14 protein-coding genes and 1 tRNA gene are annotated in these 23,913 nt (G+C 44.5%); 4 read left to right on the plus strand and 11 right to left on the minus strand.

Annotated elements, in window-relative coordinates:
• Positions 1-332 precede the first annotated feature (332 nt).
• From ACSYSK_RS08590 to ACSYSK_RS08610, 5 genes are all read right to left on the minus strand, one after another.
• Positions 333-5,423 carry a WxL domain-containing protein gene (locus ACSYSK_RS08590; RefSeq protein WP_491714724.1) on the minus strand — a complete coding sequence of 1,697 codons (5,091 nt, stop codon included), beginning with the start codon at positions 5,421-5,423 and terminating at the stop codon, positions 333-335.
• 402 nt (positions 5,424-5,825) lie between these two features.
• Complete coding sequence (locus ACSYSK_RS08595) at positions 5,826-11,024, minus strand: WxL domain-containing protein (protein WP_491714725.1); 5,199 nt, start codon at positions 11,022-11,024, stop codon at positions 5,826-5,828.
• 360 nt (positions 11,025-11,384) lie between these two features.
• A complete protein-coding gene (locus tag ACSYSK_RS08600) occupies positions 11,385-12,329 on the minus strand; it encodes a 2-keto-3-deoxygluconate permease (RefSeq protein WP_491714726.1) in 945 nt (314 codons plus the stop codon).
• Between the two features lie 11 nt (positions 12,330-12,340).
• Complete coding sequence (locus ACSYSK_RS08605) at positions 12,341-13,096, minus strand: SDR family NAD(P)-dependent oxidoreductase (RefSeq protein WP_491714727.1); 756 nt, start codon at positions 13,094-13,096, stop codon at positions 12,341-12,343.
• A gap of 243 nt (positions 13,097-13,339) precedes the next feature.
• On the minus strand, positions 13,340-14,626 hold the full coding sequence (locus tag ACSYSK_RS08610) for an adenylosuccinate synthase (protein ID WP_491714728.1): 1,287 nt from the start codon (positions 14,624-14,626) through the stop codon (positions 13,340-13,342).
• Between the two features lie 237 nt (positions 14,627-14,863).
• On the opposite strand from ACSYSK_RS08610, the gene codA reads away from it, so the two are divergent.
• Positions 14,864-16,099 carry a cytosine deaminase gene (codA, locus tag ACSYSK_RS08615; protein ID WP_491714729.1) on the plus strand — a complete coding sequence of 412 codons (1,236 nt, stop codon included), beginning with the start codon at positions 14,864-14,866 and terminating at the stop codon, positions 16,097-16,099.
• 393 nt (positions 16,100-16,492) lie between these two features.
• Here codA and ACSYSK_RS08620 read toward each other — a convergent pair whose 3' ends face one another.
• From ACSYSK_RS08620 to ACSYSK_RS08630, 3 genes are read right to left on the minus strand one after another with little or no spacing between them, the layout of a single operon-like run.
• The gene (locus ACSYSK_RS08620) at positions 16,493-16,633 is read right to left on the minus strand and encodes a FeoB-associated Cys-rich membrane protein (RefSeq protein ID WP_491714730.1); all 141 of its coding nucleotides are present in this window, start codon (positions 16,631-16,633) and stop codon (positions 16,493-16,495) included.
• Between the two features lie 12 nt (positions 16,634-16,645).
• Positions 16,646-18,751: a ferrous iron transport protein B gene (gene feoB, locus ACSYSK_RS08625; protein ID WP_491714731.1), complete on the minus strand. Its 2,106-nt coding sequence runs from the start codon at positions 18,749-18,751 to the stop codon at positions 16,646-16,648.
• Positions 18,748-19,212, minus strand: coding sequence for a FeoA family protein (locus ACSYSK_RS08630; protein ID WP_491714732.1), 465 nt, complete (start codon positions 19,210-19,212; stop codon positions 18,748-18,750). Before ACSYSK_RS08630 ends, feoB begins: the two co-directional genes overlap by 4 nt.
• 157 nt (positions 19,213-19,369) lie before the next feature.
• On the opposite strand from ACSYSK_RS08630, the gene ACSYSK_RS08635 reads away from it, so the two are divergent.
• Positions 19,370-19,442 (plus strand) — tRNA-Lys (locus tag ACSYSK_RS08635).
• Positions 19,443-19,538: 96 nt separating this feature from the next.
• On the opposite strand, the gene ACSYSK_RS08640 is transcribed toward ACSYSK_RS08635, so the two are convergent.
• Entirely contained in the window at positions 19,539-20,381 is an 843-nt protein-coding gene (locus ACSYSK_RS08640) for an aldo/keto reductase (RefSeq protein WP_491715882.1), read from the minus strand.
• Positions 20,382-20,471: 90 nt separating this feature from the next.
• Here ACSYSK_RS08640 and ACSYSK_RS08645 point away from each other — a divergent pair, with 90 nt between their 5' ends.
• Complete coding sequence (locus ACSYSK_RS08645; protein ID WP_491714733.1) at positions 20,472-20,900, plus strand: MerR family transcriptional regulator; 429 nt, start codon at positions 20,472-20,474, stop codon at positions 20,898-20,900.
• Between the two features lie 41 nt (positions 20,901-20,941).
• Here the strand turns inward: ACSYSK_RS08645 and ACSYSK_RS08650 are convergent, their stop codons facing one another.
• Entirely contained in the window at positions 20,942-21,298 is a 357-nt protein-coding gene (locus tag ACSYSK_RS08650; RefSeq protein ID WP_491714734.1) for a hypothetical protein, read from the minus strand.
• Between the two features lie 157 nt (positions 21,299-21,455).
• On the opposite strand from ACSYSK_RS08650, the gene ACSYSK_RS08655 reads away from it, so the two are divergent.
• Positions 21,456-22,316, plus strand: a complete 861-nt coding sequence (locus tag ACSYSK_RS08655) for an alpha/beta hydrolase (protein ID WP_491714735.1) — start codon at positions 21,456-21,458, stop codon at positions 22,314-22,316.
• A 170-nt stretch (positions 22,317-22,486) separates the two neighbouring features.
• On the opposite strand, the gene ACSYSK_RS08660 is transcribed toward ACSYSK_RS08655, so the two are convergent.
• Positions 22,487-23,848, minus strand: a complete 1,362-nt coding sequence (locus ACSYSK_RS08660) for a hypothetical protein (RefSeq protein WP_491714736.1) — start codon at positions 23,846-23,848, stop codon at positions 22,487-22,489.
• Positions 23,849-23,913: the final 65 nt, after the last annotated feature.

A 23,913-nucleotide genomic window follows, 5' to 3' on the forward strand; every position in this document is an offset into this window, starting at 1 on the left:
ATAATTTACCATTAAAATATATTTCAAAAAATATTAATAAGCGTTTACAAAAGGAAGCAGCATCTCAAAATAACAGTTGCACCACTAAACAATTTTACGCAGCTGCAAAAAGAGGCTGGGACAAAACAAAGTTTTGTCCCAGTCTCTTTCATCGTTACCCCTATATTTTTACCTGCTAACCGCCAGCTTCCGCAGCTTAGCTTAATTGCGCTCCGTCAACCAACAACTTGTGTCTAGCTACGCCCAACAAAAAAATCCAAGTTCAGGCTTTTTTGCTGGTCTAGGCTAGTCCTCAGTTGCTGAGCGGCTGACTTCGCAGCTTGTCTCACAGCTTAATCATTTGCCACCGTATTTGACAGCGTCCACGTCAGCTCGGTTTTAAACGTCGCGTTTTTCACGCCGACACCACCCGGAATATACAACCGGACAGCCTGTCCCGTTGTCTTACCCAGTTTGCCAAAATAGATCTGCCACGTACCGTAGCCGTCAGAAGCAACACTTCCTAACTTAGTCGCAGTCGTTGTTCCCTGATTTTCCGGTAAAATGTTCATGTCACTTTCATCGTTAGGAATGAATTGATTATTCCCCGCCGAATTGACTCCTTCATCGTGCAAACTGAGTTGCGCGCCGTCCAGTTGGTGCGTCCCTCCGACCTCGGTGAATTGCTGTCCTTGAGTGACCGTCAAAGTCCATTCGCCACTCTTACCACTATCATCGGAAAACTGCAAAAAGTTCGGCGTCTTCACGGTAACATTGGCTTTTTTATTCTTACTATTATCGTAGCCGTTAGTTGCCGATAATTTACCGTCGACAAGCGTCTTACCCAGCTCCATCGGTACGGAAAAATTCTGCGCTAACTGTCCCACACTCGGGTAAGAAACCTTGTTGCCGCCAACCGGTTGGTTTTTACTATTCAGTTTCTGGGTGAAATTAAACGGAGAAACGTAGTCAAACTGCATTACTCCAGCAGTGCTCGACTGTCCGCTGCCATTTCCACCTAACTGAGAATTAGCATCATCCGGGATAAATGGCATTCCGCCATTATGGTTGGTCGGTGAAGAATCAGGATTCAGCAATAACCGGCGTTTGAGCGTTTTATTTTCAGCTTTAGCCGCAAATTCTTTATCGCCACTATCCGTGATCTTCAAGTCGCCCTTGCCGACGGTGATATCCGCGGCGTTCAACTCAGTAGCACTGTCCTTACCACTGTACAGGGTAACCGGACTATCAGCATCGATTTCTTTCACGCCACTAAAATCTGGGGTACTCAAACTAAAATCGCTAGGAACGTAACGGTGCTGTCCGGGCGGTGCCACGTACGGCTGACCGACCTGATTACCGTTTGCATCACGCAAAGATAACGTAGCATCTCCCGTATATTGTGCTAAGTCAGTATCGGCGGTGATTACACCGGCACTCAGCTTGCCTAGCTGCCCGCGCTGATAGGTAAAGCTTTTATCCGTGTTGCCGTTCGTGCTGGCATCGACAAATTTTTCCGTCACGTGATAATCTCCCGGATAAACCGAATCACTGGTCCACTCACTGCCCCCGTCAGTAAAGAGGTGCAAGTCGCCATTATAGCCTCCCGTATACTTAATATCTAAGTGCAATTTGATCGAATTCGAAACGTTGCCCTGATAATCTTTAGCGTACAGCTCGAAGTCATTATCGCTACCACCATGATTGACTAGCGCTCCGCTTAAAGCCACGTCGTTTAACATGTGTGCCGTCCCGGAATTAATATGATACTTACCGCCGGTCGTTCCCACACTGAATTTTCCTAAACTGACTGGCGTGCCACCGTTTCTTTTGACATAAAGCGTCGCTTGGGTGTGCGCCGCATCCTGTTTAGCCACGTCTTGCACGTCCATTTCAGGTAATTCAAACGGGATCTCCCTGTTAGTTTCCCCTTCTCGGCTGCGACTGTCTTGCCCCTTATTTTTACCATCGGTGTTCCACTGTAAGCCAAACGGACGCACGTTAACACTTTTAGTATCGGTGTCCAAGTAATCATGATACCCCGTCACTTGGATTTGGTTGACTCCACCGTTAGTATCGGTAAATAAGTCCAACTCTGCGGGCGTGAGCGTTTCCTTAAAGGTTCCACCGGTATTGCCACTATCATTGACCCGGTCAAAATACTTTTCGTGTCCCGGAATGTCTTCGGGGTAAAAGTAACTGGCAGTCGAAGTATCGACACCCGTTCCGTCGGGCGCCTTATATTTGCTTAAATCGGCCTTGCCGGGAAGCGTGCCCGGATCAATTCCGTTCCAAACACCATAGATATCACCAGGTTTAAAGGGTACAAAATCATAGACCAAGCCTCCGCCCGGTGTCGGATTATCCTGTTGAAAGCCATTATACATGATCGGCGTCCCGTTCATTCCTGGATCTACGCTATTGTTGATCAGCATTCCCTTACTACGATTGACTAAGGCATACATTTCAGGAAAACCACCGGTTTGACCAGCTACCGGGACACTACTTTCATTAGGATCCTTAGCCGCTTTACTATTCAACGCATCCTTAACGGCTACATCGCCCGTACTAGACGACAACACGACTACCGTACTATGATCGGAAACGCCGTCGGGTTCATCGTCGTCGTAAACTTTCCCCTTGATCGTCGGGTTAAGGGGCGTAATTTCTGCGGTCGGATCTTGGTCTAGTTTCACCTTACCGGGATGATTACCCTCAAACACTAAATGCTTAAATTCGACCGCGTTACGCAGCGAGCTTTCACTACCGGAACCACCCGTATCAGCCGTAGGATTAGGCACCATTTTAATGATCTGACCGACGATCTCTTCGATTCCTTCCCGTGAAGTATGCAGGTTAGTATGCGTGGTATAAATCGTTCCGTTACCGGTAAAACCAATATCGGCTAACTTAACGACGTCCGGATACTTATCGCTGCCAAACTTACCAACGACGATCGGTTTAGTCGGATCATCGGCGTCCTGGGACCAAGAAGTGATCGGCTTAGCTCCCCAACCTTCGGCGTTGATCCCGACTTCAATCGCCCGCACGCCGCCAGAAGTTCCGGAAACGATGTGTCCTTTAGCGTAAGGATCAGCCCCCGCCGTCACACTGTCCGGGGTATTAGCGTCATCGATCTCATTTTTTTCTTTAGTCGCGTCATCAACAGCAGCGTCCGGCGTCGCGCTATAATTTTGCGCTTGACCGGCATCATCGGCAAAATCCGCCGCCGTATTAAAATGATTAATATCAGCGTGATTCGTCAGATTCAATTCGACTAATTTAGAATCGTTCAAAATGATATTCGGGTTGACCGTTGTTTTAGCCGGATGAGCTGCATCCGTGAAATCGGTGGTGTAATTGCCCGCGATATGCAGCAAGTTTTTATTAGGGTTAGTTCCGTCACCAGAAATCCTGAAAACCCCTTCCCGGTTATTTTGCTTTTTATCGATTCCGTCTGCCATATCGTCTTGGGTGGCGTTCATATCCTTACCCACTTCGATCAAGCCACCGCTGCCTAAGTCCATCAGGTTGCCCCCGTAATTACCCAGGTCCTGCGAATGGACCTCAAAATCATTATCACCTAAATAAGCCTGCGCGCCACCTAAATCGACTAACGGGCGGTCTTCTACGATCGGTCCGCCCTTACTTTCAAATTTAAAGGTCGACCCGTGCGTCGCTTTTCCATTGATATCGTTTTTGACGTTTAAAACCGCACCGGTAGCGGAACGCAAGGCTACACAGGGTTGCACCTTAGTCCAATCGTAATAAGAATTGGTCCCGTTTTTGTTGTTATAGTAGATCGGCGTGATCGCAAACTTATCGGTTAAATACGCAGTACCCGTATTGGGCAGCCCCGCTTGACTGACCGTATACTGATTAGGGTCAGTCGGATCACTACTTGCTTGCGGCATAAAACTAAAGTCTAACTTGCCAGTCGTTTTGTTAGTTGTCACGTGCTGGCTCCAAGAACTCGGATACCCCGAATACGGGTTGGCGTCAACGCTGGGATCGATCGGTGCGTTTAAAGTAACCGGGTCGGTGTCACACAAAATCGTCACGTGAGCGTTGTTACCCAGATAAGTTGAGGCTCCCGAATAAGACATACTGATCCCAGAAGCAACATAGTCATTAGGCGCACCATTATTGGAATTTTCGGACTGATCGCCGTGCGGGCGTAATAACACGTGTGCATCATCATCAAAGCGCAAACCTTCGCCACTGGTGAACAAGTTGATACAAATACCACTCCAATTTTCCATTTCCGAACGCGTTCCCTTCAGAAAATGAACGTCGTTGACCTCCATTAACTCCTGACCCCAAAATTTCGCGCCATTCTGGTCAGTTAACGCGGTATCAACTCGGCTAGTCCCTTGGGTCGGATGCATATCATAACTATCGCCTTGATTATTAGGTTTACTAGCATCGTATTTATGATCGGGATAAATTGTATATGGGACTCCATGAATGTGATCATCGCCAGCCATGACCACGTGAAAATTACTATTAGAATACGAATAAGACATCTGTGAGCCCCAAAAATCCAGATCTTGGTAAATCGCCGTAGTATTTTTACCAGGTTCTGCACTTTGGGCATAGTTCGTCGCTCCCAGCGGGACCCCGACCCAGTTAGTACCTAATACCCGCAAGTTTTCAAACAACCAAGTATCATCATCGTTTAAGTCGATCATGGTATAACCGCTCATGTTCAAAGTATGTCGTTGCTTTTGCCCGTTAGCATCGGTATAGCCACCGTCGATGACCAGGTGATCACCTGCATGTCTGACGTAGGCTCCGATATCAAAATAAGTGTCGACGACTGGTGACGGACTAGCATCACCGTGGCCATTGCCCGTTAGATTATTAGCTGCTAAAAAATGATTATCAACGGTAATGTCCTTAGTCAAAACGATTTTTTCCACCTTAGAAGTCTGTCCTCTTTGACCGATCGAACCACCGCTACCATACACCGGGGAATTATAGTTCGACTGTGCCCCGATATCTAAAGTCGTATTCGTTTTGTTAGCACCGGGATGAGCCGCATTATACGCATCTACAGCCTGATCGCACTGGTAAATCGCGTTGACAAATTCATCCGAATTGCTGACATAAACCGTGTTGGCGGCCGGAATATCTTCGTCTGAATAACGTTGCACGCCGTTGGTTTCCACCAGTGGAAAAGAATCATCTCCGTCCCGTAACAAAGCAGAAGTCGAACTCGTTTGAATCCGGGGATTTTGTGTGTCTGCAATAGGTGGTGGCGCCAACAACACCTTAGTCAAATCTTCACCCGTTGCTTTACTAGTCGGAGGAGTGGGCGGACTTAAATTTAGCTGTTGGTCCGCTTGGACAAGCACGCCGCTAACGGCTAGTAAAATTCCTACAGCACAAATCATGATCCCCACATTACGCTTAAATTTACTATTCGGCAGTATCTTTTTCATTGCTTGTTATTCCTCCAAAAGCTAAAAACCAGCGCCAACTTGACCACAAGTTTGCGCTGTTACCATTAATTCTTAATAAAAAATTAATAACTATCAGTATTATTAAACATTAATATAAAATTTTTACAAAATGATATTTAACTACAATGAAATTAAATATAATATGATTTAGATATTACTTTGACATAATAGCATTAGTACTTTAAATACGCAATTATTTATTGTTAGCTAATGATTATTTTTACATAAAATTTATTCTAATGTTTATTTAATGTAATGATTTACTAAATATTAAGCGCACAAAAAGGCCGGAACAAAATGACTTGTCCCAGCCTTATCTGATTGCTATTCTATGCTATTTTTCAGGTACTGAACGCCTTGTTCCGCAGCTTGTTTTGCAGCTTAGTCATTTGCCACCGTATTAGCCAGCGTCCACGTCAACGTCGTTGTAAAGAGCCTATTTTTGACACCAACGCCACCCGGAATATACAGCCGCACAGCCTGCCCGGTCGTCTTGCCTAATTTACCAAAATAAACCTGCCAGGTACCGGAACCACTGGAAACCACGCTTCCCAGATTAGTCTGTGCGTAGGGAACAAGGAGCAATTCGTCATTATCATCTGCCAACCTGAACTTTCCGCCAGAAGAATTAGCACCTTCATCGTGCAGACTCATCCGGGCTCCTAATAGCCGGTGCGTACCACCTTGTTCGCTAAATTGTCCACCCTGTTCTACCGCCAAAGTCCATTCTTTGGTAACGTCACTATCGTCGGAAAACTGGACGAAGTTAGGCGCCTTCACGTCTTTATTACCCTGAGTACTGCCATTAGTAGCCGACAACGACCCGTCGGGCAAAATCGTCTTTCCCGCTTCCATCGGTGAAGAGAAAGTCTGTGCCAAAACACCTAAGGTAGGCGTATTAGCAGAGCTACCAATTGGCGCATAACTATCGTTTAGCTTTTGAGTGAAATTAAACGGTGAAGCATAGTCAAATTGCATCTGTCCGTTGGTACCAATTTGATTTGGATTCTCATTTCCATTTGTGTCCACCCCGTTTCCGCCCAACAAATTAGCGGCGGCGGCCGGGATAAACGGCATCTCAGCGTTATTATTAGTAGTAGAAGTATCCGGATTAGTGATCAAACGCCGGTTAAGCGTCAGATCAGCACCTTCAACCGCGGCGGATTGGTGATTATCGCTGCTGATCACCTTAAAGTTTCCTTTTCCGATGGTAATTTTATTGGTCAATAAGTTTCCCGCACTATCTCTTCCCGTGCCGTTATAGAGTTTGACTTTGCGAATAAAATCAAATTCCTTGACCTGGCTAAAATCAGCCATACCAAAATCAGTAGGACTGTAAGGAGTCGTCGTTGAATGTCCCGTCACTACTTTATTACTAATACAGTTTCCATCTTTATCAAAAAGACGGACTCCTTGTACATCGTCGCTAATTAAATCATCATCCGCCACTATCGTACCGGATCCGTTTGTCTTGCCGATTTTACCCGGGGTATAAAGGTAGCCGATATCCGTCGTATTAGCGGCTGAATTGATAAATCTTTCAGTCACATAATAGCTTCCCGGATAAACCGAATCGCGTTGCCATTCAGCTACTCGATTGTTACCAGCATGTAACAGGTCCGTTTGAGAAGTGGTAAGTTTAAATTCTTGGTTATAGCCCCCGACGTAGTTTAGTTCCAAGTGTAAAATAATCGAGTTAGAAACATTTCCCTGCGCGTCTTTAGCGTAAATTTCATAATCTTGCTTGCCACCGTGTTTAACCAGATCGTCCGTTAAATTCACTGCGGCATGATCGCCCCCGAGGTAATCTGCTTTGCCTGAGGTACCAATAGTAAATTTGGTCAGTGCGACCGGACTACCGCCGTTTCTTTTAGCGTATAAAGTAGCCTTGGCCCCGGCAGAACCCGTAGCAACATCTTGGAAATCTAGTCGTGGTAACTTAAAGTCTTTTTCCCTGTCCGCAAAGCCGGCATCGCGCTCGTATTTATTACTGTCACTAGCAGTTGGGTGCCACTGTAAGCCAAACGGGCGCACATTGACCGATTGGGTGTTGGTATCCAAATAGTCATGGTAGCCGGTCACTTGGATCTGATTGACCCCACCATTCGGGTCGGCAAAATAGTTCATTTCTTTAGCCGTCAGCGTCTTATCAAAACTACCGTCGGTCTTATTATTATCATTTACCCGGTCGTAGTAATTACTATGACCCGGAATATCTTCAGGGTAAAAATAACTGGTAGTGGTAACATTAACATTATGTCCGGCATCATCGTGATATTTACTCAAATCAGGCATTCCCGGTAAATCGCCGGAGCCGACCTTAGAATAAATATTTCCCGGCTTAAAAGGAACAAAGTCATAAACTAACCCACCACCGGGATTAGTACGATTGTCTTGTTGAAAGCCTACATACATTAAAGGAGTACCCTTTTCAGCGGAATCCACCGTATTATTGATCATCGTAAAATGTAACGACTTATCGGCGTTGACTAACGCGTACATCACCGGAAAACCACCAGTTACACCATTAGTAGGCACCCTGTTTTCCTGAGGATCGATCGCATTTCTAGTATTCAACGCGTTTTTAATAGCTTCATCACCCGTGCTAGATGACAAGTCGATCACGCTACTGTGATCAGAAACACCATCACTTTCGTCATCATCATAGATTTGTCCTTTAAGCGTCGGATTAAGCGGCGTAATATCTTCTTTATTATCCTCGGCCAACTGTAATTGTCCCGGATGATTACCCTCAAAGACCATGTGCTTAAATTCTTCCGCGTTACGTAACGAACTATCAACGTTAGGATTCGTAATATTAGCGGTCGGGTTAGGCACCATTTTAACGATCTGACCGACAATTTCTTGAATTCCTTCGCGTGAAGTATGCAGGTTCGTATGGGTCGTATAAATCGTGCCGTACTTGGTAAAACCGATATCGCCTAACTTAACTACGTCCGGGTGACGTTCTTCTCCAAACTTACCGACTACGATCGGATTACTACGATCATAGACAGCAGCATCTTGGTTCCAATTAGTGATCGGATTAGCACCCCAACCTTCGGCATTGATCCCCGTCTCAATGACCCGCACGCCGCCGTTATCGCCGGCAACAATATGCCCTGCAGCATAAGGATCAGAGTCACCAACAGAATCTTTATCCGGGGTATTCGCATCATTGATTGCATCTTTTGGAGTTGACGTAGGATCCAATACTCCGTTATTTTGCGCCTGGGTGGGGTCAGCAACAAAATCATCCGCCGTATTATAGTGGGCAATATCTGCCTTCTTAGTCAAATTCAATTCAACCAATTTTGGGTCATTCAAAATAATATTAGGTAAACTGTCTGAATTAGTCGGCTGCGCTTTATCACCATCACCACCGAAATTGATCTTGTAGTTTCCAGCGATGTGCAGCAGATTTTTACTCTGATTAGTGCCATCGCCAGAGATACGAAAGACCCCTTCGCGGTTATTTTTCTTTTTGTCGATAGCCTCTCCATCACTTTCGTAATCGGCCATCCCATCTTTGGTACTATTCATGTCCTTACCGACTTCGATCAGCCCCGACGAACCTAGATCCATCAAGTTGCCGCTATAATCGCCCAAGTCCTGGCTGTGAACTTCAAAATTATTATCGCCCAGGTAAGCCTTAGCACCAGAAAGATCAACTAATGGCTTATTTAAAACGATAGGCCCACCCTTACTCTCAATCTTAAAAGTCGAACCATGCGTAGGAACTTTGACTATGTGCCCGTTAATATTTCTATCAATATCTTTAACATCTAAAATCGCATCGTCGGCAGAGCGAAAACCGATACACGGCTCCACTTTAGTCCAGTCTTTATAGTTGCTAGCACCCTTTTTATTACCATGAAAGGTGGGTGTGATTGAAAACTTATCAGTCAAATAAGTGACACCATTATTCTTTTTAGTCGGATCATTAACCGTGTATTGATTAGGATCGCTAGGAGCATTATTGGCTTCAGGCATAAAACTAAACTGCAACTTACCAGACGAATCAGTAGGTACGTGTTGATCCCACGAACTTGGAACCCCAGAATACGGATTAGCATCAGCTGTATTAGGATCGATTGGAGCATTCAACGTAACTGGATCGGTATCACATAAAATCGTTATGTGCGCATTATTACCTAAATGAGTTGATACTCCTTTAAAAGACATACTGATTCCAGATGAAACATTATTAGGAGCACCGCCATTAGAGTTTTCGGATTGATCACCGTGAGGTCTTAATAAAATATGTGCATCATCATCAACTTGTAATCCTTCGTTTCCTTGAACACCAGCAAGATTGTCATTGGAAAATATATTCATACAAATACCGTTCCAGTTTTCCATTGCCGTTTTAGTACCCTTGAAAAAGTGAACGTCATTAACTTCCATTAATTCTTGGCCCCAAGAACCACCACCATTTTGATTGAGAAAAGCCGTATCGACACGACTAGTTCCTTGAGTAGGGTGCATATCAAAAGATTTTCCATCAAGAGTTTTATCAGGATAAATCGTATAAGGCACACCGTGAATATGATTGTTACCAGCCATCAAAACATGCATATTACTATCGGCGTACGAATAGCACATCTGAGAACCCCAAAAATCGACATCTTGGTAAATTGCATTGACATTTACACCAGCACCACTAGAAGGACCGTTTACTTTCCCATCTTGATTTTGCATCCAAGTAGTTACACATAACGGAGAACCAACCCAGTTAGTTCCTAAAACTCTAAGGTTTTTAAACAGCCATGTAGCACCATTATTATTGTCCAAAGCATCAATGGCCATCCCGCCCATATTTAAAGTATGTCTTTGCAGCTTACCATTACTATCTTGATAGCCACCATCAATAACTAAATTATTATTGAGGTGACGTACCAACATCCCAACATCATAATAACTATCATATACTTTAGTAGGGCTAGCATCACCATGACCGTTACCAGTATGCTCATTAGGAAAAAGATAAGTTACATCAACTTTAATATCCTTATCTAGTACAATTTTTTCTATTTTCGAAGTCTGATCACGCTTGCCAATTCTACCACCAAGTCCGCCCCAAATACCTCCCGTTCTAGTAATAATTTGATTATAATCAGGTTCAGCCCCAATATCTAATGTCGCATTCGTTTTCTGATCAGCAGGATGTGCTTGATTGTACGCATCTACAGCTTGATCACACTGATAGACAGCGTTAATAAATTCTTTTGATGTGCTGACGTGCACCGTATTGGCGGCAGGAATGTCTTCATCAGAAAAGCGTGCTACTCCACCATTTTCAACCAACGGAAAAGCATAATCATTTCCAGCACGCACTAATTGTTCAGGAGCAGGAGTATCAACCTGAGGATTATTCTGTGCCTTAGTCGGTGGCGGGGCCAGTAATGTTTGAACCAAATCCGTATTTGACTTTTGCGTTTTACTACTATTCTGACCTGCAGCCAGACTACTCCCCTGATTAGCGTCCGCTTGTCCTGAAATGCTTCCCGCAGCCAATAACCCGCACGCCGCACAGACCGTAATAATTATTCCCCATCTTTGCCTTAACTTTTTTTTCATTACAGGTCACCTCGTCTAATTGCATTACCGCTCACCATATTTTTCCTCCCAAAATAATAACTAAACAAACCTGTATCATTTGGTAATTCGTTAATTTTTAGCCAATAAGTTCAGTTGCGTCTCAATACCCGAGAACCTTATTTCATTTCAGCACAAAGCTTGTCCAGCCTATTTACACGGTAACAATAACATTAATCACAAAATTGTTCAATATGCCTAATTAATATTATTAGTTATACCTAATAATATTTACTGATTTAAATTTAAAGATTTTATTTTTGCAAACAAAATTTGACCATAAAAAAACACCCAGACCAATTTGATCTAGGTGTTTGTATCTTTTCAGCAATACTAACCAGCCTAAGAAGTTTTCTTAGCATTTCTTTTCTGATTTCTTTTAGCAACCCACGCCGTAAATAACGGGGTTAAAATGGCAGTGACTACAACCGCCGCGGTAATTTGCGCGGTGGCCGTCGCTGCGATTGCTTTGTAAGAGGAATCGACAGCAGCTAAAGCAGCAGGAGTAGCCATTGCGGCACCAGCCGTACTAGAAATAGCAGCACCGGCAACGCCAGAGCCTCCCGTTAGGCGGTCGGTCCACATCGTGATCACTCCGCCGACCAAGCTGACAACAACGCCTAACAAAATCCCTGAAGCTCCGCCGACAAAAATTTGCTTGAAGTTCATGGAACAGCCTAAAGCAAAACCAACGACTACGATCGACGCATTCACACCCTCTTTTAACGTCTTACGGACTGCCGGAAAAATATTAGCCAAAATCATACCTACAAGTAACGGCAAGATCGTCGCAATCAACGTTACTATTGAAAACGAAGCCAAGCCCGATGAGGCCAAAGCAATCATAGTGACGTAAGGCCCGACACTTAAGATCGTGATCCCCACGGCGCCTTCATCGATCTCATCGCCAAAATCATGCACGATCCCCGCATACATCGCATTATTAGCTCCCGACATGGCGCCAATAATGGAAAGCGCGCTTAATCCCAAAAAGTCATCGTTAAATAATTTACCGACAATCAGTCCCAAGATAACGGCTACGGCTACCTTAGTAATAATAATCGTGCCGCCACGTTTAACGGCTGCAGGCGTCGATTTAAACGAGATCGTCCCGCCGATGATAAATAAAAACGCACCGACTAAAGCACCAGATCCAGTAGCCAAAGGGGTCGTAAAACCACCGATTTTTAATAAGCTGGGCCAAAAACTGTTAATGGTTGCTCCGATAAACATCGGGATAATAATATTCCCACCGGGAAGTGAAAAATGTTTTTTACTGGCTGACATAGTATGATCTCCTAACCATCCATGACTACTCCACCGTCAACGTCTCCGATCTCACCCGTAATAAAGCTGGCAGCATCCGAAGCGAAAAATAAGATCATTTGGGCGATCTCTACGGGTTCGGCGCGCCGGCCTAAGGGAATGATCCCGATCACTTTTTTATTTTTAACCGGATCTTCAGATAAAGCCGTGGTCATCGGTGTATGGGTAAAGGAAGGTGCAACTGCATTAGCGTAAATTCCAAACGGTCCGCCTTCCTTAGCAATTGCTTTAGTAAAGCCGTTTAGTCCCGCTTTAGATGAAGCATACGCCGCGGTCCCTAATAACCCGCCACCAATTTTACCGGCAACCGATGAAACATTAACGATCCGGCCGCCACCATTTTTCTTAAAATGCGACCAGATCGCCTTAACGGTATTAAACGGCCCGGTCAGATTAATTTTGATCGTCCGGTCCCACTCTGCGGGACTCAGTTCGTCAAACGACTTAGCACTAATGACACCAGCGACGTTGATCAGTACGTCGACACGCTGATATTCTCGAATAATTTGCTGAAAAACCCGGTCGACTTCCTGCCGGTCGGATTGATCTACGTGATAATACTTAACTTTATCTCCCAATTCCGTTGCGGTCTGATTGCCAGTTTGATCGTTGATATCTAGTAAAGCGACACGGCCGCCGCCTTGTACAACTCCCTTTACAACTTCCTTACCAATTCCCTGAGCACCACCGGTAACAATAACGACTTTGTCATCAAAATCATAACGCATGACAAACAACTCTCCTCTCAAATATTGTATTTTAAATCACAAATATATATTAACACAAAAAAGTTGAAATATTAATATTTTTAATTAATTTAGCAACGGTAAAAAATATATATTGTGAATTATTTTCATTAATTGAAGGAGAAACGTTGTGCAGCAAAGCGACTAAGTCTATTACTTATGGAAACTAAAAAGGCCTGGGACAAAACTCATTGTTTTGTCCCAGCACCTTTTGTATATCTCTAATTACCAGATCTGATTTAACACGTGTGTCTGTTGTCGATCTGGACCTACCGCAAAGGTCGCTAACTTAACGCCTACTAATTCTTGGATCCGCAGGAGATAGTTTCGCGCATTTTCGGGTAATTCAGCCAACGTGGTACAACCGGTAATGTCTTCTTGCCATCCCGGAAGGGTTTCGTAAATCGGTTTGCATGCTGCTAATTCTTGCAAGCTTGCCGGGTACTGGTCGATACGCTCACCGTTTAATTCGTAAGCAGTACAGATCTTAACTTCCTTTAGCCCCGTCAAAACGTCTAAACAGTTCAAGCACAGGTCGGTCAACCCTGCTACTCGTTTAGCATGACGCATTACCACGCTATCAAACCACCCGATCCGCCGTGGCCGTTTTGTGACCGTGCCGTATTCATGGCCCGTTTCCCTGATCCGATCGCCGATTTCATCAAACAATTCGGTTGGGAACGGACCATCGCCGACCCTTGAAGTGTAGGCTTTACAAATTCCAACTACCTTGTTGATCTTAGTCGGGCCCACACCACTGCCGACGCTCACTCCGCCAGCCGGGTTAGATGAGGTCACAAACGGATAAGTTCCCTGATCGATATCCAGCATTACTCCCTGAGCGCCCTCAAATAAAACGTGTTTGCCCTGGTCTAACGCATCATTAATAATCACCGAAGTATCTGCCACGTACTGTTTTAGTTCTTGACCGTACTGGTAATATTCGTTAAAGATCTCATCAAAATTCAATTCCGGTCCATCATAGTCATATAGTTTGGTAAACATCTTATTTTTCTGGTCCAAATTTTCGCGTAATTTCGTGGCGAACGTGTCTTTTTCTAACAAATCGGCCATCCGAATGCCGACCCGCGCTGCTTTATCCATGTAACACGGACCGATCCCATGATTAGTAGTACCGATCTTATCGTCTTTTTTCGCTTTTTCTTGTAAGCCGTCTAGGATAATATGATAAGGTAAAATCAAATGTGCGCGATTAGAAATACGCAGGTTAGTAACTGAGATACCGCGGTCTTTTAATCCCTGGATCTCTTGGGTCAACGACTTCGGGTTAACAACTACCCCATTGCCGATCAAATTCAACTTATCGCTGTAAAAAATGCCGGAAGGGATCAAGCGTAACTTGTACGTTTGTCCTTCAAATACGATCGTATGTCCAGCATTATCTCCGCCTTGTGACCGCGCAATGACATCTGCTTTTTGACTTAAAAAGTCAGTGATCTTTCCTTTTCCTTCGTCGCCCCATTGACTACCAACAACAACTATCGCTGCCATTTGATTCACCTCAACTATTAGATTACCGCTATTAAACCCTAACGGCCGCACCTATTGTAGCAAACCCACGGCTCTTCTTCAAGGTAAAATCCGAATATTTTTCCTGTTTTAAGATTTAAATAAATAAAATAACGAACTTTGATTTTGAAATATTGTCTTTTTACTTTATTTTAATTAATCATTTCCTTTTGGCAAAATTAGTGTAGAATAGATACGAATAAAAAGGAGGCTACTTTCATGTTACTGCAAAATGTCCGTATCAATAATGACCAGCAAACCCAAGATGTCCGGATCACGGACCATAAGTTTGCGGCCATCGCCGACCAACTGACACCCGAGCCCGGTGAAAAAGTCATCGCTGGCGCTGGCAAAGTTTTGTTACCACCATTTGTCGATTCCCACATTCACCTAGACACTACTCTGACGGCGGGACAACCCGAATGGAACGAAAGTGGGACTCTGTTTGACGGAATTCGGATCTGGTCCGAACGCAAGAAATCGTTGAGTATCAAAGACGTTAAGGAACGCGCCCAAAAAACGATCTTAAAGCAAGTCGCAAACGGCATCCAGTTCGTGCGTAGTCACGTCGACACCACCGACCCGCACCTGATCGCTTTACAGGCCTTACTAGAGCTAAAAGAAGAGCTGCGCGATGTCGTTGACTTACAGCTGGTCGCTTTCCCCCAAGAAGGGATCCTCTCTTTTCCCCACGGCAAAGAGCTATTAGAACAAGCCGTTAAAGAAGGGGCGGACGCCGTCGGGGGCGTGCCCCATTACGAATTTAACCAAGAATACGGTGCCGAGTCGGTCAAATTTTTAGTCGACCTCGCCGTTAAGTATGATAAATTAGTAGACGTCCATTGCGATGAGATCGACGACCCTAATTCGCGCAATCTCGAAGTGTTGGCTACTCAAGCCTACGAGACGGGCTTAAACGACCGCGTGACTGCCAGTCACACCACGGCGATGGGCTCTTATAACGACGCCTATGCCTACAAATTAATGAGGTTGTTACAACTTTCCCAGTTGAATTTCGTTTCCAATCCGTTGGTCAACATGCACCTCGGTGGGCGGTTTGATACCTATCCTAAACGCCGCGGACTGACCCGGATCAAAGAACTGACCGAAGCGGGCATCAACGTTTCCTTTGGCGAAGACGACGTCGCCGATCCGTGGAATCCGCTAGGCTGTGGCAACATGCTTGACCCACTGACGATGGGCGTTTACGCAGGTCAGCTGATGGGCTACCAGCAACTACAAGATTCGTTTAACTTCGTCACTTATAACGGCGCTAAAACACTTCATCTAAGCGAGCAATACGGCATCGAAGTCGGTAAACCCGCTAACTGCATCTTGTTAGACGGCACTGATTTTTACCAGATACTAAACGAACACCGTCCCGTGCTCTACAACATTCGTCACGGTAAGGTATTAGTTGAAACGACGCCGGCACAAACTAAACTTAATTTTTAAAACTATTAATATGGAAAAAACCAAAAAGGAGAACGCGGCAAATATCGCGCTCTCCTTTTTGGTTGCTTAAGATTATGTTTAATTTACGACCTCAACCGTAGCTTTTTCTTAATTACGCTCAACAAGTCAGCAGTCTAACTTACAGGTGATTAATCGTGCTCCGTAAGGCAGCTATCTTGATCTAACTACGTCCAGCAAAAGTCTTAAACCGACTTATTGTTGGCCTAGGTTAGCTCAGGATAGCTAAGCGCCTTACTTCACAACTTGCATAATCGTGCTCCACAAAGCAACAGTCTGTGTCTAGCTACGACCAACAACAAGTCCAAGCCCGACTTATTGTTGGTCTAGGCTAGTCCTCGACTGTTAAGCACTTTGTTCCGCAACTTACTTGTTTCACAGCTTCTTTTTTAACGGACAGCCCACATCGTCGCACGAATGGCAACCCGCCGCGCCGTGTCCCTTGATAAAACGCCGGTAAATTACCCACGCAAAAAAGCCAAAGATAATGATCCCTAAAATAACAGTCGCAATCATTTGAACTCCTCCTTACGTCAAAACGTGACGTTTAGCGTAATCTTGTTTGAACAAAACACCATACAACATCAGCGCTATCCCTAATAGCGCCGCTAGCACATTCGCTAACGTAAACGTGCCGCTCACCAGTAACGCACACTGGTAAATGGTCAAAGCCGCCAGGTACGCCAAAGTCGTCTGGTAACCTAACGCACGTAACGTCCACTTCTTGTCACCATATTCCTTATACATCGTTCCGATCGCGGCAAAACACGGCGCGCACAACAGGTTGAAAACTAAAAAAGCGTAACCCGCCATCGGAGTGTAAGCAGCGTTTAACACCCGCACAAATTCATGAGCACTGGGATTGCCGAAAGCAATTTTAAGTGTGCTGACGCAATTTTCCTTGGCGATCAAGCCCGTCAAAACAGCGACACATGCCCGCCAATCACCAAATCCCAACGGAGCAAATACCGGCGCTACCAGACTTCCTAGTATTTTTAAGATACTGTGATTTTGCGTGACCGGCTGTAAGCGTAAATTAAAACTGGCCAAAAACCAAACGCCTACGCACGAAACGAAAATAATCGTCCCCGCCTTGTTTACAAAACTGCGACACCGCGACCACACGTAACGAACGATATTTTTTGCTTGGGGAAAATGATAAGCTGGCAGTTCCATTACAAATGGCTGTGGCGGGCCGGCAAAGACCTTCGTTTTTTTCAAAAAGATCCCCGAGCCTACGACCGCTAACATCCCGACAAAATACGCAGAAGGGGCCACCCAACTGTGGTGAGGGAAAAACGTTCCCGAAATCAGCGCAATCACCGTTAATTTAGCGGAACAGGGCATGAAAGTCGTTAGCATGATCGTCATTTTACGATCCTTTTGCGACTCGATCGTGCGCGTCGCCATGATCCCCGGCACCCCACAACCAGTTGAGATCAGCAGTGGGATAAACGATTTACCAGAGAGGTTAAACTTATGAAAGATCCGGTCCATCACAAACGCGATCCGCGCCATGTAGCCGCAATCTTCGACGATCCCCAGGCATAAAAAAAGCATCATGATCTGTGGCAAAAATCCCAGCACCGAACCTACGCCACCGATAATACCGTCGATGATCAGTCCTTGCATCCATGGCAGGACATGCCAAGAATTCAAGATCATACTAGCCGCAGCGGGTAAATACTTACCAAACAAAACGTCGTTGATCCAATCTGTCCCGAGCGTTCCAATCGTTTGGATCGATAAGTAATAGATCGCCCACATCACCACGACAAAAATAGGCAATGCCAGCCATTTATTAGTCACGACCCGGTCGATGCGATCACTTACGCTCGCCTGAAAATCGGCCCGGTCAGTCACACACATCGCCATTATCCGGGCGATTTGTTCGTAACGCGCGTTGATCACCACGCTGTCGCTTTGATCTGCAAAAACTTTTTCGCTAGTCGCAATGGTCGCCGCAATTTCTTTTTCTTGGGCCGCCGTCAGCTGTAACTGCTCTTGAATCTCCGGATCTTTTTCAAACAACTTGATGGCATAAAAACGCAACTGCGCCGCTTGAACTTGTCCTTCCAGTTGATCGCCGATCATTTCCAAACTCGTTTCCAAGCGCGGGTCGTATTTGAGCGGTGCGTAAGTTGGTGGTTCTTGCACACTTTTGTGGAGTTGTTTGACTAATTGTTTAACGGTTTGCTTTTGCGTGGCACTAATGGCCAGCACGGGCACGCCTAAAAGATACGACAACTTAGCCAAATTGACTTTGCGCCCCTGTTTTAATAACAAGTCTTGCATGTTTAACACCACGATCAGCGGTAATCCCGTCTCCAGCAATTGCAACGTCAAATATAAATTACGTTCTAAATTAGTGCTGTCTAAGACGTTAATGACCAGATCCGGCCGCTGTTCAACCAAATACTTGCGCGAGACCCGCTCTTCTAGGGTGTAAGGAGACAGGGAATAAATACCGGGTAAATCTAAAATAGTGATCTCCTGACTGTTTTTCAACCGCCCTGATTTACGTTCGACTGTCACTCCCGGCCAGTTACCAACGGTCTGCTTTGCACCCGTCAGTTCGTTAAAAAGTGTTGTTTTACCACTATTAGCATTTCCCGCCAGCGCTACAACACTCATAACTCCACCTTTTGGACCATAACCTGCGCAGCATCCGCCTTTCTCAGGCTCAACTTATAACCGCGCAACTGCAATTCTAGCGGATCGCCCAACGGCGCCATCTGGTACAACTGCACTACCGTATTACGCGTCAGGCCCATTTCCATCAGCCTGTGTCTTACCTCTGGGCGCCCCGTGATTTTAACCACGATGCCAGTTTTCTTGAGTGCTAACTGCGACAAAGCCACCTGCTGTGCGGTCCCTGTCAACGGCAATACCTCGATTTGGGCGGCTAATTGCGCGTTGATCGCCAGGCGTTGTCCCTGCAAATAAACTACTACCCCACTATCTTGAGCGCTCACGATCGTCACGAGCTTTCCTTTACTAACACCCATTTCTGCTAAGTGTAGTGTAGTCTCGTGGGCACTATGTACTTGCTTGATCACGTATTTTTGCTGCCGTTTTGCCTGTATTAAAAACATTGCTCCATCACTTCCAGTTAAGAATTAACTTAAATTCAATTGAGAATGGTTTTCATTTAGCTTTAAAATAGCACTTTTAGAATTCGGTTTCAAGGTGTTATTTTTTTAGTCTTGTTTTTGGCTGCATTTTCTGGCATAATATTACTGTTAGTTTTTTGGGTGGCTAGCTCAGCTGGCAGAGCAACGGACTCTTAATCCGTGGGTCCAGGGTTCGAACCCCTGGCCACCCATCAACAAATAACAAAAAGCCGTGGCGGCAAGCGTCACGGTTTTTTGTGTCTACACTATTGGAAATTCCCATTTCGGTAGAAAAATTTTCTTCATTATTATTCAAGTCCAATAATGGATTCCACTGCTGCTGGATCACGATGATCAAAAAATAAACTCTGCTTTTGGTCTAATTTTTTGATTGCTGCACATTCATCTTCTGTAAGTACAAAATCCCAAATAGCAATGTTTTCAGCCATCCGTTCTTTATGCGTTGATTTAGGAATGATCACCACTCCTTGTTGAACCAGGTAACGTAACGCCACCTGCGCAGTCGTTTTATTGTGAGCAACACCGATCTGCTTTAACGTGGGATTCGTGAAAAAATCATTGCGTCCTTCAGCAAACGGCCCCCACGATTCTAGTTGGGTGCCATATTTTGCCAGGTACTGGCGGTCTTCTTGGCGCTGGTTAAACACATGGGTCTCCATTTGATTAACTGCCGGCACGATCCGGTTAAATTTCACCAAGTCAACGTAGCGGTCAGGATAAAAATTGGACACACCGATTGCCCGCACTTTACCTTCATCATATAAATCTTCCAATGCCCGGTAAGCACCGTAATAATCATTAAATGGTTGATGTAATAAAACTAAATCCAAGTAGTCCGTTTGCAATTTACGCAGCGACTCGATAACCGAGTCCTTCGTTTTTTGGTAACCATAGTTGGTCAGCCAAACTTTGGTCGTTAAAAAAATATCTTCCCGCTTGACCGGACTTTCTGCAATTGCTTGACCTACAGCTTCCTCGTTATGATAAGCCTGTGCCGTATCTAACGAACGATACCCAACTTCCAGCGCATCCATGACAGCCTGCTTGCAGGTAGCCAAATCATCAATTTGATAAACTCCGAAGCCCTCTTGAGGCATTTCAACTCCATTGTTCAACGTAACATTAGCGATCATCATCTTTACCTCCTCAAATAGTTAGCATATACTTAGTTTAAGACCTGCGAGTAACACGAAGTCAAGCTAATTTGGGAGGAATTTTAAATGCTGACCGTCAAGCAAACTGCACAAAAACTCAATCTTTCAGAACACACCGTGCGCTATTACGCCGATCAAGGGTTAGTCCCCACCGTTAAACGTGACCACAACAACCACCGTCGTTTTGACAAGAGTGCCTTAAACTGGCTTTTAGGCTGCCACTACCTACGCTTAACGGGAATGAGTATCAAAGATGTCAAAAAATACGTCAATCTATGTTTAGCAGGAAAAAGTACCTTACCTCAACGCTACCAATTAATATTGAAGCAACAAAAAAAGGCCGTCCAACAATTGCAACAAGCACAAACACGCGTTGATTATTTAGCTAGCAAGAAAAAACTTTACGAAGAAGAGCTGCAAGCCAATGATAAAGACGACCTCAATCCCCAAAATTGGACAACACTAAATCAAAAAAAGAGAGCGGAACAAAAGTAATTTTGCACTGGCTCCCTCTTACTTATTCACTTAAATTAACCCTACGCGTAATAATCCGTCGGTACCTGCCCCAACAGCAGTTGTTGCTGTTCTTGTTGGGCCCGTAATTGTTTTTGGTACTCGGCTTGATTTTCTACCTTTTTACCGGCCTCTTCGATCGCATTGACCGGAACTTGCTCACTATTATAGTGGTAGTTGTGATTCATTTTAGGATCAAGCATTACGCCCATACCCGCATTTTGCGTCTGGACTTCTTTTCTTTTTTCCGCCGCACGACGATCAGCGCGCCAATTGCTGGCTGTTCGTTGCTTCTTAACGGCTGCATCCGTACTTGCCGTCAACGTTTTTTGCATGACTTGGTTCAAATAAAAGCCCCGCGTTTCTCTGATTGGATTCATGTTACCACCTCACAATTTAGTCTTTGATTAATATATCGGTAGAAATTGCTTTTATTAAAGGGCGCGCTTAAAGTAATTTGACTTCGACCTCACTTTAAGTGGTAGCATGACTATGAAACATTTTAACCGTTGGCGCATAGTAAAGAAGGAAAATCAGATGGAACAAATCAAATCTTCACACCATTTTAAATTTTGGCCAATAATTGTAGTAATCGTCGTCTTACTAGCAGGGCTCCTAGCCATTCGCCGGCTTCCCCAACATGCCGATCGTTCCGCCAGTATTCCTACCCTATACTTACACGGTTATGGCGCCGGGTACCGCTCCGCCGACGGCATGATTGCTTACGCCGTCAAGCACCAGCACGCTACCAAGGTTTTGATAGCCCGGGTATCACCTAAAGGCCAAGTCACCTTACACGGACACTGGCCTAAGGGCGCACAACACCCGCTGATCCAAGTCTTATTTAGCGCCAATAAAAACAACAACTTTCAAACGACTAGCCACTGGTATTACAACCTGATCGTCCTGCTACAACAGCGTTACCATATCAAACGTTATAACACCGTTTCCCATTCAATGGGTAATTTAACTACTATGTATTATCAAGTTAAATACGGTTCCAACCAAAAACTGCCCCAACTAAACAAACAAGTCAATATCGCCGGGCACTTTGACGGAATCGTGGGCATCGACGACCGCCCAAATCATAATTACCTGCTAGCTTCCGGCCAACCGAAATATCAAGACAGCGACTACCGTTACCTACTGGCCCACAAAAATAACTATCCCGCAGGTGTTGCGGTCCTTAATATTTACGGCAACTTGCATAACGGGACGAATTCCGACGGAGATGTCACCACCGTTTCGGCACGTTCACTGCGCTTTTTACTGCACGGCCGTTACCGTAGCTATCAGGAACTCCAGATCAACGGCAAAAAAGGACAGCACAGTCAGTTGCACGAAAATAAGCAAGTCGACCGGGCGATCGGGCAGTTTTTGTGGCAAAGTAACAATTAGTAGCTAAGCACAAACTGCTGTTTAGACGAATGCGATTAATACTATGACTTACGGAAATACCAAAAAGGCCTGAGGCAAAATGAATTTTGTCCCAGCCTTTTTTTGTGTAACTATTTTGAACCGGTTTTACCAGCCTGTATACTGACGTTCTTGGTAAGCTAGACGGTAAATTATTCAGCCTTTTCTGTTTTATCATTTACTTGTTCCACCACAGTCTTCAAATTCGTCCAGTAGCTTTCCATCTGCTTAAAATTACCGACCTTGGTCTGTTCGTACAGGTCAAGAAATGATTTATCTTTGCTGTTATTGGTATAGTACTTCTCTTGCTCCTTATTGAGCTCATCAAACAACTGCAACACACTTGTGTCAGTTTTTTGTAACCTACTGAAAATGTCTTTGACTACGTCACGATAGGACTTCGTTTGTTCAGTCGTGTGTGGCAAAGTATCCAGCTTGTTAATATTATCCATGTGATCCAAAAACTTAGACTCTGTCGGATCATACGGGTGAAAATTAGCCCCAGACTTGTTGATCTGATACAGTAACTGACCTGCGCCTTCTTCGTAGTTGCGATAATAGTACACCCGCTGACCCAACATTTGTTGGTACTGGTCAAACACGTCATCAAAAGACTTTTGCTTATCTTTGGGCACCAAATTATCGCGTAAATACTGCAATGCCGCCACGCTTGAATCATATTCGGTTTGAAGCGCGTCGTGTGACTGATGGTTAAACTCGATCGTCACCAAATTATTCCGAGCTTCGTCCACACTATCGGCTATTTTTTGAATTGAATCCTGTAACTGCTGGGCTAAATCCTGACCCATATCCTTAAAAAATCCGTTTTGCTTTAACCCTTCATTGAAAATCGTACCTACCGATGTAAATTTTTGCGCAGTCTCAATTCCTAATTGATCACTGTCTTCAGAAAATATATTATCATGCGATAATATATCATCAGCCGTGGAAGCCGCAAAATCATAAACCTCTAACTTTTTATCAGTATTATCGCCAGACACAGCATCATCATAAATATTTTTCAAAGCTGCTAATTCTTGATTGGTGTCGTATTTAATTCCATACTTATCAGCTAAAAAGTTCCTCATAGTCCCCATATCTGCAAAATTAAAATCATTTAATTCTCCATTTTTTAACATTGTTAATAGCGGATCTTGTGTGTTTTGGTCGAATTGAAAAATTTGATCGACTTCATATATCGAAAGAAAAGCACCATGACCATGGCCTTCCGTTTCATTCATTGTTACCATTTCAGGTGTCAATGAGTCAGCATTTTTTTTAAACTTAAAACCATACTTATCAGCTATACTTAACGCCTGTTTTTCTAAAACTTTCACTGTGTCTGGATGATGAAAATTCGCAAAAATTTTGTCAAAGTCCGGCGTGTTCGTCGTTTCTACCTGTTGGTCTGGCTTAGCCGCAGCGACTTGCTTTACTTCCTTTTGCGCAGCAATAGTTTTAGTACTAGGCGTTACTGGTGGCACACTACTGTAATTTGAAATTCCGTTAAGCATGTTAATCACCTCCCTTCCATTTATACTATCGGCTAATGTAAGCGAATTTTTAAATTAATTTCTTC

Source organism: Ligilactobacillus sp. ESL1201 (genome assembly GCF_058503265.1).

Coding starts and splice junctions, on each gene's coding strand:
- ACSYSK_RS08650 (WP_491714734.1), bottom strand. CDS start 21,298: ATGAATCCAATCAGAGAAACGCGGGGCTTTTATTTGAACCAAGTCATG.
- codA (WP_491714729.1), top strand. CDS start 14,864: ATGTTACTGCAAAATGTCCGTATCAATAATGACCAGCAAACCCAAGAT.
- feoB (WP_491714731.1), bottom strand. CDS start 18,751: ATGAGTGTTGTAGCGCTGGCGGGAAATGCTAATAGTGGTAAAACAACA.
- ACSYSK_RS08595 (WP_491714725.1), bottom strand. CDS start 11,024: ATGAAAAAAAAGTTAAGGCAAAGATGGGGAATAATTATTACGGTCTGT.
- ACSYSK_RS08630 (WP_491714732.1), bottom strand. CDS start 19,212: ATGTTTTTAATACAGGCAAAACGGCAGCAAAAATACGTGATCAAGCAA.
- ACSYSK_RS08600 (WP_491714726.1), bottom strand. CDS start 12,329: ATGTCAGCCAGTAAAAAACATTTTTCACTTCCCGGTGGGAATATTATT.
- ACSYSK_RS08610 (WP_491714728.1), bottom strand. CDS start 14,626: ATGGCAGCGATAGTTGTTGTTGGTAGTCAATGGGGCGACGAAGGAAAA.
- ACSYSK_RS08660 (WP_491714736.1), bottom strand. CDS start 23,848: ATGCTTAACGGAATTTCAAATTACAGTAGTGTGCCACCAGTAACGCCT.
- ACSYSK_RS08645 (WP_491714733.1), top strand. CDS start 20,472: ATGCTGACCGTCAAGCAAACTGCACAAAAACTCAATCTTTCAGAACAC.
- ACSYSK_RS08620 (WP_491714730.1), bottom strand. CDS start 16,633: ATGATTGCGACTGTTATTTTAGGGATCATTATCTTTGGCTTTTTTGCG.
- ACSYSK_RS08605 (WP_491714727.1), bottom strand. CDS start 13,096: ATGCGTTATGATTTTGATGACAAAGTCGTTATTGTTACCGGTGGTGCT.
- ACSYSK_RS08590 (WP_491714724.1), bottom strand. CDS start 5,423: ATGAAAAAGATACTGCCGAATAGTAAATTTAAGCGTAATGTGGGGATC.
- ACSYSK_RS08655 (WP_491714735.1), top strand. CDS start 21,456: ATGGAACAAATCAAATCTTCACACCATTTTAAATTTTGGCCAATAATT.